This window comes from Streptomyces sp. NPDC045899 (assembly GCF_056431485.1).
Genome location: NZ_JBWKKP010000002.1, coordinates 93,734 through 110,804 on the forward strand (window position 1 = coordinate 93,734; position 17,071 = coordinate 110,804).

At 73.0% G+C, this 17,071-nt stretch carries 18 protein-coding genes and 1 pseudogene; 7 read left to right on the forward strand and 12 right to left on the reverse strand.

The features are described from left to right. Positions 1-44: 44 nt before the first annotated feature. A complete protein-coding gene (locus AC07FT_RS02920) occupies positions 45-683 on the reverse strand; it encodes a DUF6758 family protein (protein ID WP_471193970.1) in 639 nt (212 codons plus the stop codon). Positions 684-870: 187 nt separating this feature from the next. Further along, entirely contained in the window at positions 871-1,476 is a 606-nt protein-coding gene (locus AC07FT_RS02925; protein WP_479173491.1) for a suppressor of fused domain protein, read from the reverse strand. Between the two features lie 451 nt (positions 1,477-1,927). Here AC07FT_RS02925 and AC07FT_RS02930 point away from each other — a divergent pair, with 451 nt between their 5' ends. After that, complete coding sequence (locus tag AC07FT_RS02930) at positions 1,928-3,028, forward strand: magnesium and cobalt transport protein CorA (RefSeq protein ID WP_479173493.1); 1,101 nt, start codon at positions 1,928-1,930, stop codon at positions 3,026-3,028. A gap of 93 nt (positions 3,029-3,121) precedes the next feature. On the opposite strand, the pseudogene AC07FT_RS02935 reads toward AC07FT_RS02930, so the two are convergent. Further along, positions 3,122-4,204: pseudogene (locus AC07FT_RS02935) on the reverse strand (DMT family transporter); the annotation flags it as partial. Here AC07FT_RS02935 and AC07FT_RS02940 point away from each other — a divergent pair. Then, positions 4,091-4,618 (forward strand): hypothetical protein, encoded by a 528-nt coding sequence (locus AC07FT_RS02940; protein ID WP_471193977.1) that lies wholly within the window; start codon positions 4,091-4,093, stop codon positions 4,616-4,618. The pseudogene AC07FT_RS02935 and the gene AC07FT_RS02940 overlap by 114 nt on opposite strands. A 72-nt stretch (positions 4,619-4,690) precedes the next feature. Here AC07FT_RS02940 and AC07FT_RS02945 read toward each other — a convergent pair whose 3' ends face one another. After that, positions 4,691-5,437 carry a hypothetical protein gene (locus tag AC07FT_RS02945; protein WP_471193979.1) on the reverse strand — a complete coding sequence of 249 codons (747 nt, stop codon included), beginning with the start codon at positions 5,435-5,437 and terminating at the stop codon, positions 4,691-4,693. 204 nt (positions 5,438-5,641) lie between these two features. Between AC07FT_RS02945 and AC07FT_RS02950 the strand changes: the two genes are divergently transcribed. From AC07FT_RS02950 to AC07FT_RS02960, 3 genes are read left to right on the forward strand one after another with little or no spacing between them, the layout of a single operon-like run. Then, entirely contained in the window at positions 5,642-6,925 is a 1,284-nt protein-coding gene (locus tag AC07FT_RS02950) for a magnesium transporter MgtE N-terminal domain-containing protein (RefSeq protein ID WP_254738199.1), read from the forward strand. Further along, positions 6,915-7,421, forward strand: a complete 507-nt coding sequence (locus tag AC07FT_RS02955; RefSeq protein ID WP_479173495.1) for a DUF1003 domain-containing protein — start codon at positions 6,915-6,917, stop codon at positions 7,419-7,421. The genes AC07FT_RS02950 and AC07FT_RS02955 overlap by 11 nt, the downstream gene beginning before the upstream one ends. Before the next feature lie 42 nt (positions 7,422-7,463). Further along, positions 7,464-8,618: an Mrp/NBP35 family ATP-binding protein gene (locus AC07FT_RS02960; protein ID WP_479173497.1), complete on the forward strand. Its 1,155-nt coding sequence runs from the start codon at positions 7,464-7,466 to the stop codon at positions 8,616-8,618. A 77-nt stretch (positions 8,619-8,695) separates the two neighbouring features. Here the strand turns inward: AC07FT_RS02960 and AC07FT_RS02965 are convergent, their stop codons facing one another. The 5 genes from AC07FT_RS02965 to sigE all read right to left on the reverse strand — a co-directional run bounded on the left by AC07FT_RS02965 (position 8,696) and on the right by sigE (position 13,743). Next, positions 8,696-9,361, reverse strand: a complete 666-nt coding sequence (locus tag AC07FT_RS02965) for a hypothetical protein (RefSeq protein ID WP_254738193.1) — start codon at positions 9,359-9,361, stop codon at positions 8,696-8,698. Between the two features lie 116 nt (positions 9,362-9,477). Beyond that, on the reverse strand, positions 9,478-9,948 hold the full coding sequence (locus AC07FT_RS02970; RefSeq protein ID WP_254738191.1) for a sec-independent translocase: 471 nt from the start codon (positions 9,946-9,948) through the stop codon (positions 9,478-9,480). A gap of 100 nt (positions 9,949-10,048) precedes the next feature. Further along, the gene (locus AC07FT_RS02975) at positions 10,049-11,866 is read right to left on the reverse strand and encodes a S1C family serine protease (RefSeq protein ID WP_479173499.1); all 1,818 of its coding nucleotides are present in this window, start codon (positions 11,864-11,866) and stop codon (positions 10,049-10,051) included. A gap of 171 nt (positions 11,867-12,037) precedes the next feature. After that, entirely contained in the window at positions 12,038-12,961 is a 924-nt protein-coding gene (locus tag AC07FT_RS02980) for an anti-sigma factor family protein (protein ID WP_479173501.1), read from the reverse strand. Then, on the reverse strand, positions 12,958-13,743 hold the full coding sequence (gene sigE / locus AC07FT_RS02985) for an RNA polymerase sigma factor SigE (RefSeq protein WP_479173503.1): 786 nt from the start codon (positions 13,741-13,743) through the stop codon (positions 12,958-12,960). Before sigE ends, AC07FT_RS02980 begins: the two co-directional genes overlap by 4 nt. A gap of 130 nt (positions 13,744-13,873) precedes the next feature. Between sigE and AC07FT_RS02990 the strand changes: the two genes are divergently transcribed. Further along, complete coding sequence (locus AC07FT_RS02990) at positions 13,874-14,539, forward strand: O-methyltransferase (protein ID WP_254738183.1); 666 nt, start codon at positions 13,874-13,876, stop codon at positions 14,537-14,539. Between the two features lie 131 nt (positions 14,540-14,670). On the opposite strand, the gene AC07FT_RS02995 is transcribed toward AC07FT_RS02990, so the two are convergent. After that, the gene (locus tag AC07FT_RS02995) at positions 14,671-14,838 is read right to left on the reverse strand and encodes a DUF3117 domain-containing protein (RefSeq protein ID WP_003966491.1); all 168 of its coding nucleotides are present in this window, start codon (positions 14,836-14,838) and stop codon (positions 14,671-14,673) included. A 292-nt stretch (positions 14,839-15,130) separates the two neighbouring features. On the opposite strand from AC07FT_RS02995, the gene AC07FT_RS03000 reads away from it, so the two are divergent. After that, positions 15,131-15,949, forward strand: coding sequence for an enoyl-CoA hydratase-related protein (locus tag AC07FT_RS03000; protein ID WP_479173505.1), 819 nt, complete (start codon positions 15,131-15,133; stop codon positions 15,947-15,949). A gap of 47 nt (positions 15,950-15,996) precedes the next feature. Here the strand turns inward: AC07FT_RS03000 and AC07FT_RS03005 are convergent, their stop codons facing one another. Together AC07FT_RS03005 and AC07FT_RS03010 are read right to left on the reverse strand one after the other, a co-directional pair. After that, a complete protein-coding gene (locus AC07FT_RS03005) occupies positions 15,997-16,593 on the reverse strand; it encodes a DNA-3-methyladenine glycosylase I (protein ID WP_479173507.1) in 597 nt (198 codons plus the stop codon). After that, positions 16,590-17,066, reverse strand: a complete 477-nt coding sequence (locus tag AC07FT_RS03010; RefSeq protein ID WP_471193998.1) for a DivIVA domain-containing protein — start codon at positions 17,064-17,066, stop codon at positions 16,590-16,592. The genes AC07FT_RS03005 and AC07FT_RS03010 overlap by 4 nt, the downstream gene beginning before the upstream one ends. Between the last annotated feature and the right edge of the window lie 5 nt (positions 17,067-17,071).

The following is a 17,071-nucleotide window of genomic DNA, read 5'->3' on the forward strand; positions in this document are numbered from 1 at the left end:
GCAACCGGCCCCGGGCAGGAGGGCGACGGGCGGCAGGGCGGCGGTCAGGACAGGATCCGCGGCGACAGCGCCCCGCACGGCACCAGGTCCACCTCGGCCCCGGCGTCCCGCAGATCGGTGAGCACCATCTCGTCGTACATCAGCAGCCCGGTCTGCTCGGGCCAGACGATCGCCCACAGCCACAGTCCGCACGCCTCGCCCGCGAAGACCGCCCGGTCGTCCGGGGTGCCCTCGACGTGCCACAGCGGGGTGGGCCGCCCGGCGGCCAGCACCTTCACATGCGGGGGTTTGTCGACGCGCATCCCCGGCCCCGGGTCGGGCCCCGGGATGCCCGCGTAGCGCGCGCCGAGTCCGACGCCGAGCTCCTCGGCCACCAGCAGCAGCTCTCCGGGGCCGCCCAGCGGGCCCGGTCCGGAGCAGGCCACGGTGGTGGCACGGCCGCCGCTGCGGTCGTCACCCGCGCACGCCACACCGGTGAACAGCCAGCCCACGGGCAGCGGCCACGGCATCCAGACCGGGACCCGGGCACGGTTGGTGACCACCACGAGTGCTTCGACGCTCGGCGGGACGACAGGCTGGAGCGGATGCACGGTGCCGTGCATGCCGCACTGCCAGGTGTCGGCGAAGAGACCGGGCGCTCGCACCCGGCCACCGCACTTCGGGCAACTGGGTTCGCCCCTCATAGGGCCCCACGGTCCTCCCCGGTCGTCCCCGCGTCAAGGACGATCACCCGTCCGGAGGTCGTACGGCCGAGGAGTTTCCGCCCGTACGGCATACGCGGTACGCCGTGATCCGGCGACACGCACCAGGTCGGCCGCTCCCCGTCCGGCGTCGCCCCGGGCGTCAACGACCCGGGCGGCCCGCCGGGCGTCAGCCGTTCAACGGCACCCCGGGGCGCACCGGATCGCGCAGATCCGTGCCGTGCCGCAGCCAGCGGTCCTGGAGCGCGCCCGCCCCGTGCACCCGCTTCCAGGCCGCCTCGTTCCCCGTCATCGGCAGCAGGGGCAGGAACCGCACCGGATCCATGGGCGGCAGCAGTTCCAAGTCCTCCACCAGCCCGCCCGGTTCGGCGACCAGCACGGAGGTGAAGGGCGCACCGCTCCACAGCGGAGCGCCGATGTCCAGCGACGCGCCGGGCGTCACCACCAGTCCTTCCACCTGGGGGGAGGCGGCCAGCACGGCGAGCGGGCGCAGCACCTCGTCCAGCACTCCGGTGCCGGGGCCGTTCCCGTCGGTGCGCACGGTGAGCACCAGCTCGGCGCGGGGGCCGCGCAGCGGGTCGGCGACGGCGGCGGTGGGGTCGGTCATCGGGGTGCCCGACATGCCGAGGGTGGCGTAGCGGACGACGTCCCCCTCGCCCCGGAACCGCAGCACCTCGATGCGGTCCGTGCCGACGAAGGTGACGGCGGCGCGGGCATCCGGCTCACCCAGCGCGGTGATCAACCGGGCCTCGACCAGCTGAAGAACGTCTGACATGCGGTGAGCATAGATCGCGTATCGAACAGGCAAAGCGGCGACGTAACGCTTCTGCCGACTGATAGCCTTTATCTCTGCCCAGGGAGTTACACGTCGTCCCCCACGGGGGACCGGCCGGAGGAGGTGGGGCTGCGGTGGATCCGAGTCGACCGTGCAGTACCGACAGTTCTCCCGTCGTTTCCCCTGGGGATGCGCACGCATGATCTGAGCCTTCCGTACCCCACCGCCCCGCGGTGAAACACGTGAAGTCAGTTCGCATCCAGGGCATGTGACGGCAGAGCGCCTTCGTTCCGCTTTGTTCAGTTTTCTTACGCGAAACCGTCAGCGCCATCGCACGGAGCGCCGCCCGCTTTGCGGACGTACAGATGCCGGACCGCCGTACGTCCACCTTCCGGGTGCCGCGCTGCGCCCCGCGCCCGCCGCTGACGGCCTGCCCGTGAAGGAGCCCGTCATGTCGATGATCCGTGACCTGCGCGCAGCCGTCCGCCCCGCCCTGCGCCGGACCCGCACCGCCCACAACTACGACGCCACCCGTGACCCCTCGGTCACCAGCGCCGTGGTGGACTGCGCGGTCTACCGGGACGGACGGCGGGTCAGCGACCACGTCAGCCCGGCGAGGGCGATGGAGCGGGTGCGCGCCGAGGGCGGCTTCGCCTGGATCGGTCTGCACGAGCCGAACGAGCGTGAGTTCGCCGGTATCGCCCAGGAGTTCGGGCTGCACCCGCTGGCCGTGGAGGACGCGGTCCAGGCGCACCAGCGGCCCAAGCTGGAGCGGTACGACGACACCCTCTTCACCGTCTTCAAGACGATCCACTACGTCGAGCACGCCGAACTCACCGCGACCAGCGAGGTGGTGGAGACCGGCGAGGTGATGTGCTTCACCGGCCGGAACTTCATCGTGACCGTCCGGCACGGCGGACAGGGTTCGCTGCGCGCGCTGCGCCACCGGCTCCAGGACGACCCGGAGCTCCTGGCCAAGGGCCCCTCGGCGGTGCTGCACGCCATCGCCGACCAGGTGGTCGACGGCTATCTGGCGGTCGCCGACGCCGTACAGGACGACATCGACGAGGTGGAGATCGATGTCTTCTCGGCGGCGACCTCCCGGCGCGGCGGTGACGCGGGCCGGATCTACCAGCTCAAGCGTGAGGTGCTGGAGTTCAAGCGGGCGGTCTCGCCGCTGCTGCGGCCGATGCAGCTGCTGAGCGAGCGTCCGATGCGGCTGGTGGACCCGGACATCCAGAAGTACTTCCGGGACGTGGCGGACCACCTGGCCCGGGTCAACGAGCAGGTGCTGTCCTTCGACGACCTGCTGAACTCGATCCTCCAGGCCAATCTGGCGCAGGCGACCGTGGCGCAGAACGAGGACATGCGCAAGATCACGTCATGGGCGGCGATCTTCGCCGTCCCCACGATGATCGCGGGGATCTACGGGATGAACTTCGACTACATGCCGGAGCTGCGCTGGAAGTTCGGCTACCCGTCCGTGCTGCTGGTCACCGTCGGGATCTGCTTCGCCATCCACCGCGGTTTCAAGCGGAACGGCTGGCTCTAGACCCATGCGTCCGGTCTTCCGGCGGTCCGCCAGGATGACCAGGGTGAGTCCGCCGAGGATCACCGCGAGCGCCGGGTAGGCGGCCACGGGCGGTGTCTGGCCGAGCCAGAGCGCCGCGATCAGGGCCGCCCCCGGGGTCTCCAGCAGCACCGCGGTGGAGGTGACGGAAGGGCCGAGGCCCCGCACCACCCGGTTGATCAGGGTGTGCCCCAGCAGTTGCGCGGTGACCGTCAGGGCGGCCAGCTGGAGCCAGGTGACACCCCGGTAGCCGCCGAGCGCGGTGCCCGAGCCCAGACAGACGGCCAGCAGCAGCGCGCTGGTGGTGGTGTAGCAGACGAAGGTGTACGCGGTGGTGCTCACCGAGCGGCGCACCTCCGCGCCGAGCACCACGTACCCGGCCCCGGCCACCCCGCCGACCAGCGCCAGTCCGTCGCCCAGCAGCGCGCGGGGCGAGGCCGACAGATCGACTCCGGTGAGCATCACCACACCGAGCAGGGCGAACCCCATACCCAGCCAGACCCGCGCGGCCGGGCGGTGGCCGCGCAGCCGCAGCAGCAGGGCGGTCCAGATCGGGGTGGTGGTGACCAGCGCGGTGGAGGAGGCGACGGAGGTCATCCGCAGACTCGGCAGCCAGGTGCCGAAGTGCACCGCGAGCAGCGCCCCGGCCGAGGCCGACAGCAGCACCGCCCGGCGTCCCATCCCGCGCAGCTCGCCCCGGTGGCGCCACAGGGCGAACGGGGCCAGCGCGCCGACCGCCATGGCGTTCCGCCAGAAGGCGATGGCGAGGGCGGGCGCCGCGGTGGCGGCGGCCAGCGGCGCGGAGAACGAGACCCCGGCGACGGCCACCGCGAGCAGTACGGCGTCCAGCGGGAGCGCGGTGGCGGCAGCCGCGCCGCCGGTCCCGTCCGGCGCGTGGCCGGTGACGGGACCGGGAGCGGGACGGGCGGTGGACACACCCTCAGCGTAAGGCGCGTGACCGGGGCGGGGACCGGCCGTCCCGCGGACCGGGACGGCCCCCGGGCACCCGGCGGGGACGCCGCGCACACGTCCTAGGCTGTGCACATGACGCAGACGCCGATGGACCGTGCCCTTGTCGAGGAGGCGGCCAAGAAGTCCGCCCTCATCTGGGTCCAGGGGAGCGAGGGCACCGCCCGCGCGCTGTGGCACATCTGGCACGACGGCGCCGTCTGCCTGGTCGGGGACGGCCCCGACGAACAGCCCCTCACCGGACTCGGCCTCGCCGACGGCGGCCCCGCCACGGTGACCGTGCGCAGCAAGGACAAGGGCGGCCGACTGGTCGGCTTCCCCGCGCGGGTGGTGGAGCTGACCCCGCGCGGCGAGGCGTGGACCGCGGCGGTCGACGAGCTCAAGGGCAAGCGGCTGAACGCGGTGGACGCCGACCGGATCGCCGAGCGGTGGGCCGAGAGCAGCCGGGTACTGCGGCTGGAGCCCGCACCGGGGGCGCTCGCCGAGCAGCCCACCGGCTCGCTGGCGGCGACCCCGCTGCCGTCCGCGGCGGTCACCCGCCGGCCGATGCCGGAGGCGCTGCCGAAGCTGCTGGCGCGCGGGCGCCGGGGCCGCAGGCGCTGAGCGCTCCGCTGGAAGAGCCGCGAGGTGCCGCCGCCCTCCGGGGCGCGACCGAACCGCGGGAGGCGCGGGGCGTCACGGCCCGTCGGGGATCTGCCGTCCGTAGTCCAGGACGTGGTCCTGGTCCGGGGCGGTCAGCGTGAAGTCCTTGTTCCAGTCGGCGAGCCGGATCACTCCGGCGCGCCCCGCCCGCTGGAGCCGCAGGGGGTACGGACGGCCCTCCAGGGAGACGTCCAGCGAGCCGCCCTCACCGCCCTCGCCGCCGAGGACCCGGATGGTGCGCACACCGCTCACCGCGCCGCGGTCCCCCGCGCTGATCCGGCCGTGCAGTCCGAGCAATCCGTCGAGCAGCACCTTCTTGTCGGTGAAACCGGTGAGCCGCCGGTAGGAGGGGTCGCCGGAGGGCACCTTCACATACTTGTCGTCCAGCTTGTGCGCGGCGTCCCCGGCGGCGTCGCCGCCCTTCCCGGCGCCCTCGCGCGCCCAGAAGCCCGCGTCCGCCTTGAGGTAGAGCTCCTTGCCGACGCGCAGCAGCTCGAAGGTGCTGCCCTGGGTGGAGACCTGTCCGGTGCCGCCGTCGTCCTTGAGCCGCACGTCGAGGGTGTAGGTGCGCCCCTTGGTGACGAGGTTGCCGGACAGCCGTACCGCTCTCGCGCTCCCGGCCGCCGCACGGGCCTTGCTCTCGATCTTGGCGGCGGGCAGTTTGCCCACGCCATTGGTGCCCGCGTCGGGGTCCTTGCCCCCTTCGCCACCGCACGCCGCGAGGGTCGCGGCCAACCCCGCGCACATCGCCGCGACGAGGGCGCTCTTCCGGGTGCGCACGTCCGCTCTGCCTCCTGATGCCGGTGCAGTAGGGCAGCGTACCGGTGCCGTCCACGGGTGTCCGCAGGGTGGCGGACGGCCCCTCGTCCAGCGGCACGGCGGGTCGGGGCACGCTAGCCTGAACCCGGCGTAACAGTACGAAAGGACCTGAAGGCGGCACAGCGGAACGGGCCGTGACGGGCCACGGACGAGGAGAGGCAGGACATGCCGGCAGGCGCCCCCAGGGTCTTCGTCTCGCACCTCGCGGGTGTCGCCGTCTTCGACCCCAACGGCGACCAGGTGGGGCGGGTCCGCGATCTGGTGGCGATGCTGCGGCTGGCGGGACGGCCGCCGCGGGTGCTCGGACTGGTGGTCGAGGTGGTCGGCCGCCGCCGGATCTTCCTGCCCATGACCCGGGTGACCGGGGTGGAGTCCGGCCAGGTCATCAGCACCGGCGTGATCAACATGCGGCGCTTCGAACAGCGCCCCACCGAGACGCTGGTCCTCGGTGAACTGCTCGACCGCCGGGTGCGGCTGGTGGAGACCGGCGAGGAGGTCACCGTCCTGGACGTGGCGATGGGCCAGCTGCCCGCCCGCCGTGAATGGGAGATCGACAAGGTCCATGTGCGGCGCGGCAAGTCCGGGGCGCTGCGCCGCCGCGGAGAGTCGCTGACCGTCGAGTGGTCGGCCGTCACCGGCTTCTCGCTGGAGGAGCACGGCCAGGGCGCGGAGAACCTGCTCGCCACCTTCGAACGGCTGCGCCCCGCCGACCTCGCCAATGTGCTGCACCACCTCTCCGCCAAGCGGCGCGGCGAGGTGGCGGCGGCGCTGGACGACGACCGGCTCGCGGACGTTCTGGAGGAGCTGCCCGACGACGACCAGGTGGAGATCCTCGGCAAGCTCAAGGAGGAGCGCGCCGCGGACGTCCTGGAGGCCATGGACCCCGATGACGCGGCCGATCTGCTCTCCGAGCTCCCCGAGGAGGACAAGGAACGGCTGCTGGCCCTGATGCGCCCGCGCGACGCCGCCGACATGCGCCGTCTGATGTCGTACGAGGAGGGCTCGGCGGGCGGTCTGATGACCACCGAGCCCATCGTGCTGCGGCCGGACGCCACCGTCGCGGACGCGCTGGCCCGGGTGCGCATCCAGGACCTGACCCCGGCGCTGGCCGCCCAGGTCTATGTGTGCCGTCCGCCGGACGAGACCCCCACCGGGCGGTACCTGGGCACCATCCACTTCCAACGGCTGCTGCGCGACCCGCCGTTCACCCTCGTCGCCTCGATCGTCGACACCGATCTGCCGCCGCTGCCGCCGGACACCCCGCTGCCGGTGGTCGCCAGCCACCTGGCGGTCTACAACCTGCTGGCCGCGCCGGTGGTGGACGAGAGCGGCTCACTGCTCGGCGCGGTCACCGTGGACGACGTCCTGGACCACCTGCTGCCGTCCGACTGGCGGGAGCGGGAGCTGCACACCGGGGTGACCATGCCGGGGGCCGCCGATGGACGGTGAGGGGAGCCGCCTGGACCGGCCCAAACCGCGGCGCCGCAGTCCGCTGCCCGCGTGGGACCCGGAGGCGTTCGGCAAAGCGTCGGAGCGGATCGCCCGCTTCCTGGGCACCGGCCGTTTCATCGCCTGGATGACGGCCTTCGTGGTCGTGTGGGTGAGCTGGAACACCCTGGCCCCGGACCGGCTGCGATTCGACCCCTTCCCGTTCATCTTCCTGACCCTGATGCTGTCGCTCCAGGCGTCGTACTCCGCGCCGCTGATCCTGCTCGCCCAGTACCGGCAGGCCGACCGCGACCGGGTCAACCTCGAGCAGGACCGCAAGCAGAACGAACGGTCCATCGCCGACACCGAGTTCCTGACCCGGGAGATCGCGGCCCTGCGCGTGGGACTGGGCGAGGTCGCCACCCGGGACTGGATCCGCTCGGAGTTCGAGGACCTGATCAGGGAGCTGGACGAGGGGCGGGACGGCCCCGCCCGGAGTGAGGAACGCGACCACTGACGGGCTTTCCGTGGCTCGCCCGGCGCGCCGTACCATCTCCATATGGCAACCGACACTCCCCCATCGCCGAGCGAGGACGCGGTCCGCGCCGCGCTCGCCACGGTCAACGACCCGGAGATCCACAAGCCGATCACCGACCTCGGCATGGTCAAATCCGTGGACATCGCCGCCGACGGCGCGGTCGCGGTGGTGGTCTACCTCACGGTCTCCGGCTGTCCGATGCGGGAGACGATCACGACCAATGTGCGGGACGCGGTCACCCGGGTCGAGGGTGTGACCTCGGTCACCGTCGAACTCGATGTGATGAGCGATGAGCAGCGCCGGGAGCTGGCCGCCTCGCTGCGCGGCGGTCAGGCCGAGCGCGAGGTGCCCTTCGCCCAGCCCGGTTCGCTCACCCGGGTCTACGCGGTGGCGTCCGGCAAGGGCGGCGTCGGCAAGTCCTCGGTCACGGTCAACCTGGCCGCGGCGTTGGCCGCCGACGGCCTCAAGGTCGGCGTGGTGGACGCCGACATCTACGGCCACTCCGTACCGCGCATGCTGGGCGCCGACGGACGGCCCACCCAGGTCGAGAACATGATCATGCCGCCGTCCGCGAACGGTGTGAAGGTGATCTCGATCGGGATGTTCACCCCGGGCAACGCCCCGGTGGTGTGGCGCGGACCGATGCTGCACCGCGCGCTCCAGCAGTTCCTGGCCGATGTCTACTGGGGCGACCTCGACGTCCTGCTCCTCGACCTGCCCCCGGGCACCGGCGATATCGCGATCTCGGTGGCCCAGCTGGTGCCCAACGCCGAGATCCTGGTGGTGACCACACCGCAGCAGGCCGCCGCCGAGGTGGCCGAGCGGGCCGGGTCGATCGCCGTGCAGACCCACCAGAAGATCGTCGGCGTGGTGGAGAACATGTCCGGGCTGCCCTGCCCGCACTGCGACGAGATGGTCGACGTGTTCGGCACCGGCGGCGGCCAGCTGGTCGCGGACGGGCTCAGCCGGACCACCGGTACGACGGTGCCGGTCCTGGGCGCGATCCCGATCGACGTCCGGCTGCGCGAGGGCGGCGACGAGGGCAAGCCGGTCGTACTGACCGACCCCGACTCCCCGGCGGGCGCCGCGCTCAAGGCGATCGCGGGCAAGATCGGCGGGCGGCAGCGCGGGCTCGCGGGCATGTCCCTGGGGGTCACCCCGCGCGACAAGTTCTGACGGCATCGAGCGGCGGGTTGGCCGGTCTCCTGGGAGACCGGCCACCCCCGCCGCTCGTGTCTGCGAGGCGTCGGCGCTCAGCCGTCGGTGTCGTACTCGGTGATGTCCTTGATCACTGAGAAGCCGAGTCCGTAGGCGCTCATCCCGCGCCCGTACGCCCCGATGTGCACCCCGTCGCGCGCCGATCCGGCCAGCACCCAGCCGTACTCGGACTCGCGGTAGCGGAAGTCGGTCGGCACTCCGTCCACGGGCAGCGACAGGGCCGTCCAGCCCTCGCCCTCGACGTCGTCCGCCAGCTCCCAGGCGATAGCGGTCTGCTGGTCCAGCCAGTCCTGGCGCAGCGCCCGCTCCATACGGGTCGGCCAGGTGCACGACAGCAGGCCCGAGCCCGCCAGCCAGGCGGCCGAGGAGACCGAGGTGGCCTCCAGGACGCCGGTGCCGTCCGCGCTGTCCCGCACCGGGCGGCTGGCGACGGTGACCACCACCGCGAACCGCTGCTGATCCATATCGGTCTCCACCCGCAGCGACGGCTCCTCGCCGTGGCCGGTGGAACCGTACTCGACGGTGCCGTCCGCCGCCGCGCCCACCTGCATCAGCCAGCGGGGGCCGGTGAACGCCTCGTCAAGGCCGTACCAGGGGAAAGCGGCCATCAGATAGCCATCGACGCTCCGCCGGGCGTCGGCGGGCATTCCTTGCGCGGCTGCGCCCACTCCCTGCACCCCTAGCCGACTCGTCGTCTCCATGTGCGCGCGGCCTCCTCGTTGCCCTGCGTCATGGGCGGCCCGCCCCCCTCAGGCGACCTCACCCCGGACAAAGGGAGGATAGCCATACCGGTCAACCAGGTCGGGCATAGGTGGGATCAAGTGGCGTCGGAGTCGAAAGGCGGACGGTCCTCGCGACCCGGCTCTTCCCGCTTGCGCAGCAGGTCAGGGGTGGTGGAACCGGACGACGGGGCGGCCGGCGAGGAGGAGCCGGAGCCGCCCGGGGAGCCCTGGGAGGACTCACTCTCCCGGCCGTGCACCGCGTCGGCGACCTCCGCCATCTCCTTGCGGAGGTCGAAGCCGTTGCGGATCTCCTTCAGGCCCAGCTCATCCGAGTCCAGGACATGCTTGCGGACGAACGTCTTGGGATTGAGGTCCTCGAACTCGAAGTCCTTGAACTCCGGTCCCAGCTCGGAGCGGATGTCCTCCTTGGCGCTGTCGGAGAACTCCCGGATCTTACGGATGAACTGCGACACATCGCGGACCACCTTCGGCAGCTTGTCCGGGCCGAAGACGAGCACCGCAAGGACGACGAGCGCGACGAGCTCGAGAGGTCCTATGTCCAACACCGTGCAGCTCCTAGAGAGGTCCCGTGGCCACGGTCCAGGCCACTCCACACGGTACCTGTCGGCGGGGGTGACACGGGAGACGGCCGGGCCAACATCAGGGTCATCCCTCGCTGCTCGCCGAGCCCAGGGACAGCTCCACCGAGCGCTTCTCGCCGTCCCGCTCCACGGTCAGCCGGAGCCGGTCCCCGGGGCGATGGCTGCGGATCTTGACGATCAGCTCCGGGGCGCTGTGCACCCGCACCCCGTCCACCTCGGTGATCACGTCACCGGCCTTGATCCCGGCCTCGTCGCCCGGTCCGCCCGGCTTCACCGGCGGGCCGCCGACACCCTTGGTGTTCACCCGGGCGCCGTCGCCCTGGTAATCCATGTCGAGGGTGACCCCGATCACGGGATGGGTGGCCTTACCGGTGTTGATCAGCTCCTCGGCCACCCGCTTTCCCTGGTTGATCGGGATCGCGAAGCCCAGGCCGATGCTGCCGCCCTGGCCGCCGAGCTCGGAGCCGTCGTCCGCGGCGCGGATCGCGCTGTTGATGCCGATGACGCGGGCCCTGCCGTCCACCAGCGGACCACCGGAGTTGCCCGGGTTGATCGGGGCGTCCGTCTGGAGCGCGTCGACATAGCTGATGTCGGTGCCGTCGCCCTTCTCGCCGCCCGCGGTGATGGGGCGCTCCTTGGCGCTGATGATGCCCGAGGTCACGGTGCCCTCGAGGTCGAACGGTGCGCCGATGGCCACCACCGGGTCGCCGACCCGCACCGAGTCGGAGTTGCCCAGCGGCAGCGGACGGAGCCCGGAGACGCCCTCGACCTTGATCACGGCGAGGTCGTACCCCGCGTCCCGGCCGATGACCTTGGCACCGGCGGACTGACCGCCGTTGAACGTCACCGTTATGTCGCCACCGGTGCCCGCGGGCTCCACGACGTGGTTGTTGGTGAGGATGTGGCCGCGCTTGTCCAGGACGAAGCCGGTGCCGGTGCCCTCCGCGGAACCGCCGCGGACGTGGATGGTGACCACACCGGGCAGCGAACGGGCGGCGATGCCCGCGATGGAACCCGGGGCCCGCGACTGGCTGTCGACCGGGGCCTGCGGCAGCTTGACGTCCCCGCCGCCGGTCGCGCGGTCGTGCTCCAGATAGCCGCCGATGGCTCCGCCCAGACAGCCCGCGATCAGCGCGATCACCAGGACGGCGACCCAGGCGCGGCGACGGGTGATCATCCGGGGGGCGGGGGCCGGCGGGGGCGCGGGGGCGCCCCAGGGGTCGTACTGCCGCCACTGGGCCGCCGGAGCCGCGGCGCCCTCGGCGGCGGACGGCGGAAGCGGGGTGCCGTGCGGCGGCGTCATCCCGGGGTGCGCCATGGCCGCCGGGGCGGCCGGGGCGGCCTGCGGCGGTACGGCCGGGACCCCTGGTGGGAGATGCGTGCCGTGCCCGGGCGTCGCGCCCGGCGGGACCGGGGTGCCGTGCCCGGGCGTCGCACCCGGCGGGACCGGGGTGCCGTGGCCGGGCGTCGCGCCGGACGGGACCGGGGTGCCGTGGCCGGGAACCGTGCCCGGCGGGAGGTGGGTGCCGTGGGCCGGGGTGGCGACCGGGTGCTGGACGGGCGGTGCGGGGGCCCAGGGGCCGGGGCCGCCGTAGGGCGGGGTGCCGTACGGGTCGGGCTCGTGCAGCGGACGGGGGCGCGGCTCGGCGGACGGCACCGCGTCCTCGGGCTCACCGCCCGCTGCGGCGGTCCCTGCCGTCCCCTCGGCCGCGGAGGTCCGCACCGGGGCCGCAGCAGCGTCCTGGGCCGCGTCCTGCCCGGCGCTACCGTCCGCCGCCTCGGTGGTCTCCACGGCCGTCGGCCGGTCATCCACGGGTCGTGCGGCCGGACGGCTCCACCACTTCGGTTTCGGCTTGGGCCCGGGGGCCTTCCGCTCGTCCATGATCTCCCCAAGTTCCCGCGACACGACACGGACCGCGCGGCCGCGAGGGCAGACATCAGCCGCCTCCGGGTCGCGCTGCCCGGAGGCGATTCAATCAGGTCCGCCGACGCGGGCGCAGTGCGGACGGATGGACCGTGTCAGGTGCGCGCACACGGCTCCCGGTGACCGGGATCACTCCGGCGGCGCGCTGACGCCCAGCGAGGGCGAGGTGCGCGCAGCGGGCTGTGTCGGGCCCTCCAGCAGCGTCGGCCCGGGGGCCGGCGCCGTGGCGGGCCGGGGGCGCAGCAGCTCGGTGGCCGACAGCAGCGGCTGTATCAGCGGGTTCAGCGCCGCCGCGCTCGCGGCCTGGCGCAGGGCCCGCGGATGCGGGGTGGGCGCCGGGGACGGGACATCCGCGCGGGAGTCACCGGTGGTCCGCAGCCCCACCTCCTTGCGGGTGCGCTCGCGCGTGCCCGTGGCCGGGGTGCCGGCGGAGTCGGCGCGGGCGGGGGTCACCGAGGTGTCCGGGCCCTCGGCCATCCGGCCGGGGGGGTCGACCGCCGCGTCCAGCGGGAGGGCGGCGCCGAGCGCGAACGCCGCGAGCGAGACCGCGCCCGCGGCGGCGAAGGCGAACCGGCGGCGCGGTCCGGACCGCTCCACCTCATGGATGCGGAAACCGCGCTCGCGGGAGGCCGGGGCCGAGGCCGCCGGGGCGATCGCGGTGCCCGGTGCCACCGGGGGCAGCAACGCGAACGCCCGCTCGCGTCTTTCCCGCGGGTCGGCCACCTCCCGTACGTCCCGGGTGCCGCCGGGCATGCCCCGCATGCCGAAGATCTCGGACCCGCCGAAGGGGGAACCGCCGCCTTCGTCACCGGAGCCGCCGGGCAGCCCCTGGAGACGCGCCAGAAAGCCCTCGGAGGGCCCGGGGGGCGCCGCCTGGGCGAACACACGTTTCAGCCGACGCTGCGCGTCGGCCTCCGCCTTGCACTTGCAGCACGTGGCGAGGTGCGCGAGAACGCGCTCCCGGGCGTCATGCCCGAGCTCACCGTCGACGAGAGCCGCAAGGCGGTCGCCGAGATGCTGCTCGGCGGGGGACTGACCGCCTGACCGGGTCACGCGATTCCGACCTCCCCGCTCACCCGGGGACCGCCGACGCGCGGGGCGACGGCCGTCACCTCGTGCTGCTGCTCGGTCCGTGCCGCGGGGGCGCGGTGACGCAGCGCCTTGCGCAGGTGCGAACGGCCGCGGTGGATACGGCTGCGCACTGTGCCGAGCTTCACACCGAGCGTGGCGGCGATCTCCTCGTACGACAGCCCCTCGATGTCACAGAGCACCACGGCGGCGCGGAACTCCGGGGCCAGGGTGTCGAGCGCCTGCTGCACATCGGCGTCGAAGTGGGTGTCGTTGAAGTGCTGCTGGGGGGAGGGCTCACGGCTGGGCAGCCGCTCCGCCGCGTCCTCGCCGAGGGCGTCGAAGCGAATGCGCTGACGGCGCCGGACCATGTCGAGGAAGAGATTGGTGGTGATGCGGTGCAGCCAGCCCTCGAAGGTGCCCGGGGTGTACGTCGACAGCGAGCGGAAGACGCGGACGAACACTTCCTGGGTGAGGTCCTCGGCGTCGTGCTGGTTACCGGTGAGCCGGTACGCGAGGCGGTAGACCCGTGCGCTGTGCGTGCTGACGATCTCCTCCCAGGTGGGAGGCGTCCACGCCGGGGCGTCCGCATCACTGGCGAAGGTCGCGGTCATGGCGGATTCGGCGGAACGGGAACGGTCAGCGGTGTTGGTCACGGATTTCGGCTCGCCCGCTGACCTGCGAAAGCGCCTCAGCACTCGCCGGTCACCGGCCGCAGCCGCACCTCCCCTGTCGGCTCTGGTGGTGTCCAGTAGAGCCCCTACCATATCCACCTCGCCCGTTAGCTCCGGATAAGCATTTTTGGCCTGCATTTGGTCGTGATCCATACGATCCCCCCTCTCCCGTCAACGCCCGGTCCCATCTGCGGGTTCCCGTGCGCAGCGGATACAGTCACCGTTGCGCGAACTACGGGGACAGGAGAGGGTCATTACCGGCAACCGGCAGACGAGCTGGGCGTTCGCCGACGCGTTCGTCGCCGAGGACGAAGCCCTGCACTGGGCCCGTGACCGGGCCCGGGAGGCGGGACTGCGCTCGGTGTCAGCGGGTACCGGCGCTGCGCTGCGGCTGCTCGCCGCCGCCGCGGACGCCAAGGCCGTCGCCGAGATCGGCACCGGGACCGGGGTCTCCGGTATCCACCTGCTGCACGGGATGCGCCCGGACGGGGTGCTGACCACCGTGGACATCGAACCGGAGATGCAGCAGTTCGCCCGGCAGGCGTTCCGCGCGGCCGGATTCGCCGGGAACCGGGCGCGCTTCATCCCCGGCCACGCCCTGGACGTACTGCCGCGGCTGGCCGACGGCGGCTACGACCTCGTCTTCTGCGACGGCGACCGGCTGGAGTGCCTGGACTACCTCGAGGAGGCCATGCGGCTGCTGCGGCCGGGCGGCCTGGTCTGTTTCGAGGGGGTCTTCGCGGGCGGCCGGACCGTGGACTCCGCCGCACAGCCGCAGGAGGTGCTGCGGCTGCGGGAGCTGCTGCGCACCGTGCGGGAGTCGACCGTTCTCCAGTCCTCCCTGCTGCCGGTGGGCGACGGACTGCTCTGCGCCGTCAAGCGCGGCTGAGGGCGCTCCCCGGGCCGGGGCACGCGCCCCGGCACCCGGTCATCCCGGCTCCCGGTACAGCACCGCCCCGGCGGCCGGTACCTGTGTACCGGACGCCGGGGCGGCACTCGGGTGATGGTGGGGCCGGTCCGTCAGCCGACGACCTTCTTCAGGGCGTCGCCGAGGGCATCGGCCTCGTCGGGTGTCAGCTCGACGACGAGCCGACCGCCGCCTTCGAGCGGAACGCGCATGACGATGCCCCGCCCCTCCTTGGTCACCTCGAGCGGGCCGTCGCCCGTCCGCGGCTTCATGGCCGCCATGCTCGTTCCCCTTCCTGAAACCAGCTCATCGCAGCCGACAACCCAGGTGTCACCGGCATCGAACACGTTGCTTCTCTGCCATTATCCCGCATGGCACGACCCGATGACCAACATCGGTCGGCAACCCCCGTGGGAGCCACTCCCGCAAATCCACCCAATTCGGGGAGGGTGGCATGTCGCCCGGTCATGATCTCCGGCATGCTGAGCGCTGACCGCCGCAGCGGGCCCGTTCCCCGGCCCGGCCCCCGCGGCACCGCCCCAGCCGCGACCAGCCACCTCCGGAGGACCGCCGATGGCCGACACCGTGCTCTACGAGCTGACCGACGGGCTCGCGACGATCACCCTGAATCGTCCCGACGCCATGAACGCGCTCAACCTCGACATCAAGGTGGCGCTGCGCGACGCGCTGCTCCAGGCCGCCGAGGACCCGGCCGTGCGGGCGGTGCTGCTGACCGGGTCGGGCCGCGCGTTCTGCGTCGGCCAGGACCTCAAGGAGCACATCGGGCTGCTGGCGGCGGACCGTGAGGCCCACGCCCGGGGCGAGGCCACCGAAGGCTCGACCATGACCACGGTCGCCCTCCACTACAACCCGATCGTCACCACCATCGCGGGGATGCCCAAGCCGGTCGTCGCCGCCGTCAACGGGGTCGCGGCCGGGGCCGGAGCGGGCTTCGCGATGGCCGCCGACTACCGGATCGTGGCCGACTCCGCGAGCTTCAACACCTCGTTCGTCGGCGTCGCGCTCACCGGAGACTCGGGGATCTCCTGGACCCTCCAGCGGCTGGTCGGCCACGGCCGCGCCGCCGATCTGATGCTCTTCCCCCGCAATGTGGGCGCCGCGGAGGCGCTGGAGCTGGGCATCGCCAACCGCGTCGTCCCGGCCGCGGAGTTGGCGGCCGAGGCGACGGCGGTCGCCCGTGCGCTGGCCCAGGGTCCGACCGCCGCCTACGCGGCGGTCAAGGAGTCGCTGGCCTACGCGGCCGGGCATACCCTGACCGACGCGCTGGCCAAGGAGGACGAGTTGCAGCGGCGGTTGGGCTCCTCGGACGACCATCTCACCGCCGTCGACGCCTTCGTGAAGAAGGAGAAGCCGCGCTTCACCGGCCGCTGAGGACCGCCCGGCGGCCGCGCGCGGTCCGGCCGGTGCCGCCGGTCGGGTCAGGCGGCGCCGCGCAGATGACAGCCCGCGAGATGGTCGTCGACCAGACCGCACGCCTGCATCAGGGCGTAGGCGGTGGTGGGCCCGACGAAGCGGAAGCCGCGCTTCTTGAGGGCGCGGCTGAGCGCCGTGGACTCCTCGGTGATCGCCGGGACGTCCGCGGTGGTCCGCGGCACCGGACGGCCGTCGGGGTCGGGGGCGTGGGACCAGATCAGCTCGTCCAGTTCGCCCGGGTCCAGCTCCGCCGCCGCACGGGCGTTGGCGATGGTGGCCACGATCTTGGCCCGGTTGCGGATGATGCCGGGGTCGGCGAGCAGCCGCTCCTCGTCGGCCTCGGTGAACGCCGCCACCTCGGCGATCCGGAAACCGGCGAAGGCGGCGCGGAAGCCCTCGCGGCGGCGCAGGATCGTCAGCCAGGACAGACCGGACTGGAACGCCTCCAGGCAGATCCGTTCGTACAGGGCGTCATCGCCGTGGACCGGGCGGCCCCACTCGGTGTCGTGGTAGGCGCGGTAGTCCGTCATGGTGGCGGACTCCAGCCCCCAGGGGCAGCGCGGCAGCCCGTCCGGTCCGGTGACCGGACCCTGGCCGCTCATGCCTCGGACCCGTCGTGGCCGCCGGAGTCCCCGTGCTCGCCGTGGCGGCGCGGGGGCCGGAACACGTCCTGGTCGCGCTCGTCCTCATCGGACTCCGGACCGTCGAGACCGCCGCGCGGGGTGGGGTGGTCCCGGCGGTCCCGGCCGGTCTGCGGCGCGGGCCCGCCGTGGTCCGCGCCCCGGGGCCCGGCGAGCGCGTCCTCCAGCTCGGCGATCCGGGCGTCGCGCTCGGCGAGCTCGGCGCCGAGACGGCCCAGCGCGTCGTCGACGTCGGCCATCCGGTAGCCGCGCAGGGTCATCGGCAGCCGCAGGGCCTCCACATCGGAGCGGCCCAGGGGCCGGTCGGCGGGCAGCCGGTCGTCCAGCAGGTCCGGGGGTGCCTCGCTCAGCGTTCCGCCCTGGCCGCCCCCGACGACGGCGAGCGTGACCCCGCCGACCACTACGACCAGCGCGATCAGCAAGAACAAGAACACGGTGA

Coding starts and splice junctions, on each gene's coding strand:
- AC07FT_RS02940 (WP_471193977.1), top strand. CDS start 4,091: ATGACGCAGACGCCGATGGACCGTGCCCTTGTCGAGGAGGCGGCCAAG.
- AC07FT_RS03000 (WP_479173505.1), top strand. CDS start 15,131: ATGGCCGACACCGTGCTCTACGAGCTGACCGACGGGCTCGCGACGATC.
- AC07FT_RS02925 (WP_479173491.1), bottom strand. CDS start 1,476: ATGTCAGACGTTCTTCAGCTGGTCGAGGCCCGGTTGATCACCGCGCTG.
- AC07FT_RS02950 (WP_254738199.1), top strand. CDS start 5,642: ATGCCGGCAGGCGCCCCCAGGGTCTTCGTCTCGCACCTCGCGGGTGTC.
- AC07FT_RS02920 (WP_471193970.1), bottom strand. CDS start 683: ATGAGGGGCGAACCCAGTTGCCCGAAGTGCGGTGGCCGGGTGCGAGCG.
- sigE (WP_479173503.1), bottom strand. CDS start 13,743: ATGGTAGGGGCTCTACTGGACACCACCAGAGCCGACAGGGGAGGTGCG.
- AC07FT_RS02975 (WP_479173499.1), bottom strand. CDS start 11,866: ATGGACGAGCGGAAGGCCCCCGGGCCCAAGCCGAAACCGAAGTGGTGG.
- AC07FT_RS03005 (WP_479173507.1), bottom strand. CDS start 16,593: ATGAGCGGCCAGGGTCCGGTCACCGGACCGGACGGGCTGCCGCGCTGC.
- AC07FT_RS02965 (WP_254738193.1), bottom strand. CDS start 9,361: ATGGAGACGACGAGTCGGCTAGGGGTGCAGGGAGTGGGCGCAGCCGCG.
- AC07FT_RS02955 (WP_479173495.1), top strand. CDS start 6,915: ATGGACGGTGAGGGGAGCCGCCTGGACCGGCCCAAACCGCGGCGCCGC.
- AC07FT_RS02960 (WP_479173497.1), top strand. CDS start 7,464: ATGGCAACCGACACTCCCCCATCGCCGAGCGAGGACGCGGTCCGCGCC.
- AC07FT_RS02930 (WP_479173493.1), top strand. CDS start 1,928: ATGTCGATGATCCGTGACCTGCGCGCAGCCGTCCGCCCCGCCCTGCGC.
- AC07FT_RS02995 (WP_003966491.1), bottom strand. CDS start 14,838: ATGGCGGCCATGAAGCCGCGGACGGGCGACGGCCCGCTCGAGGTGACC.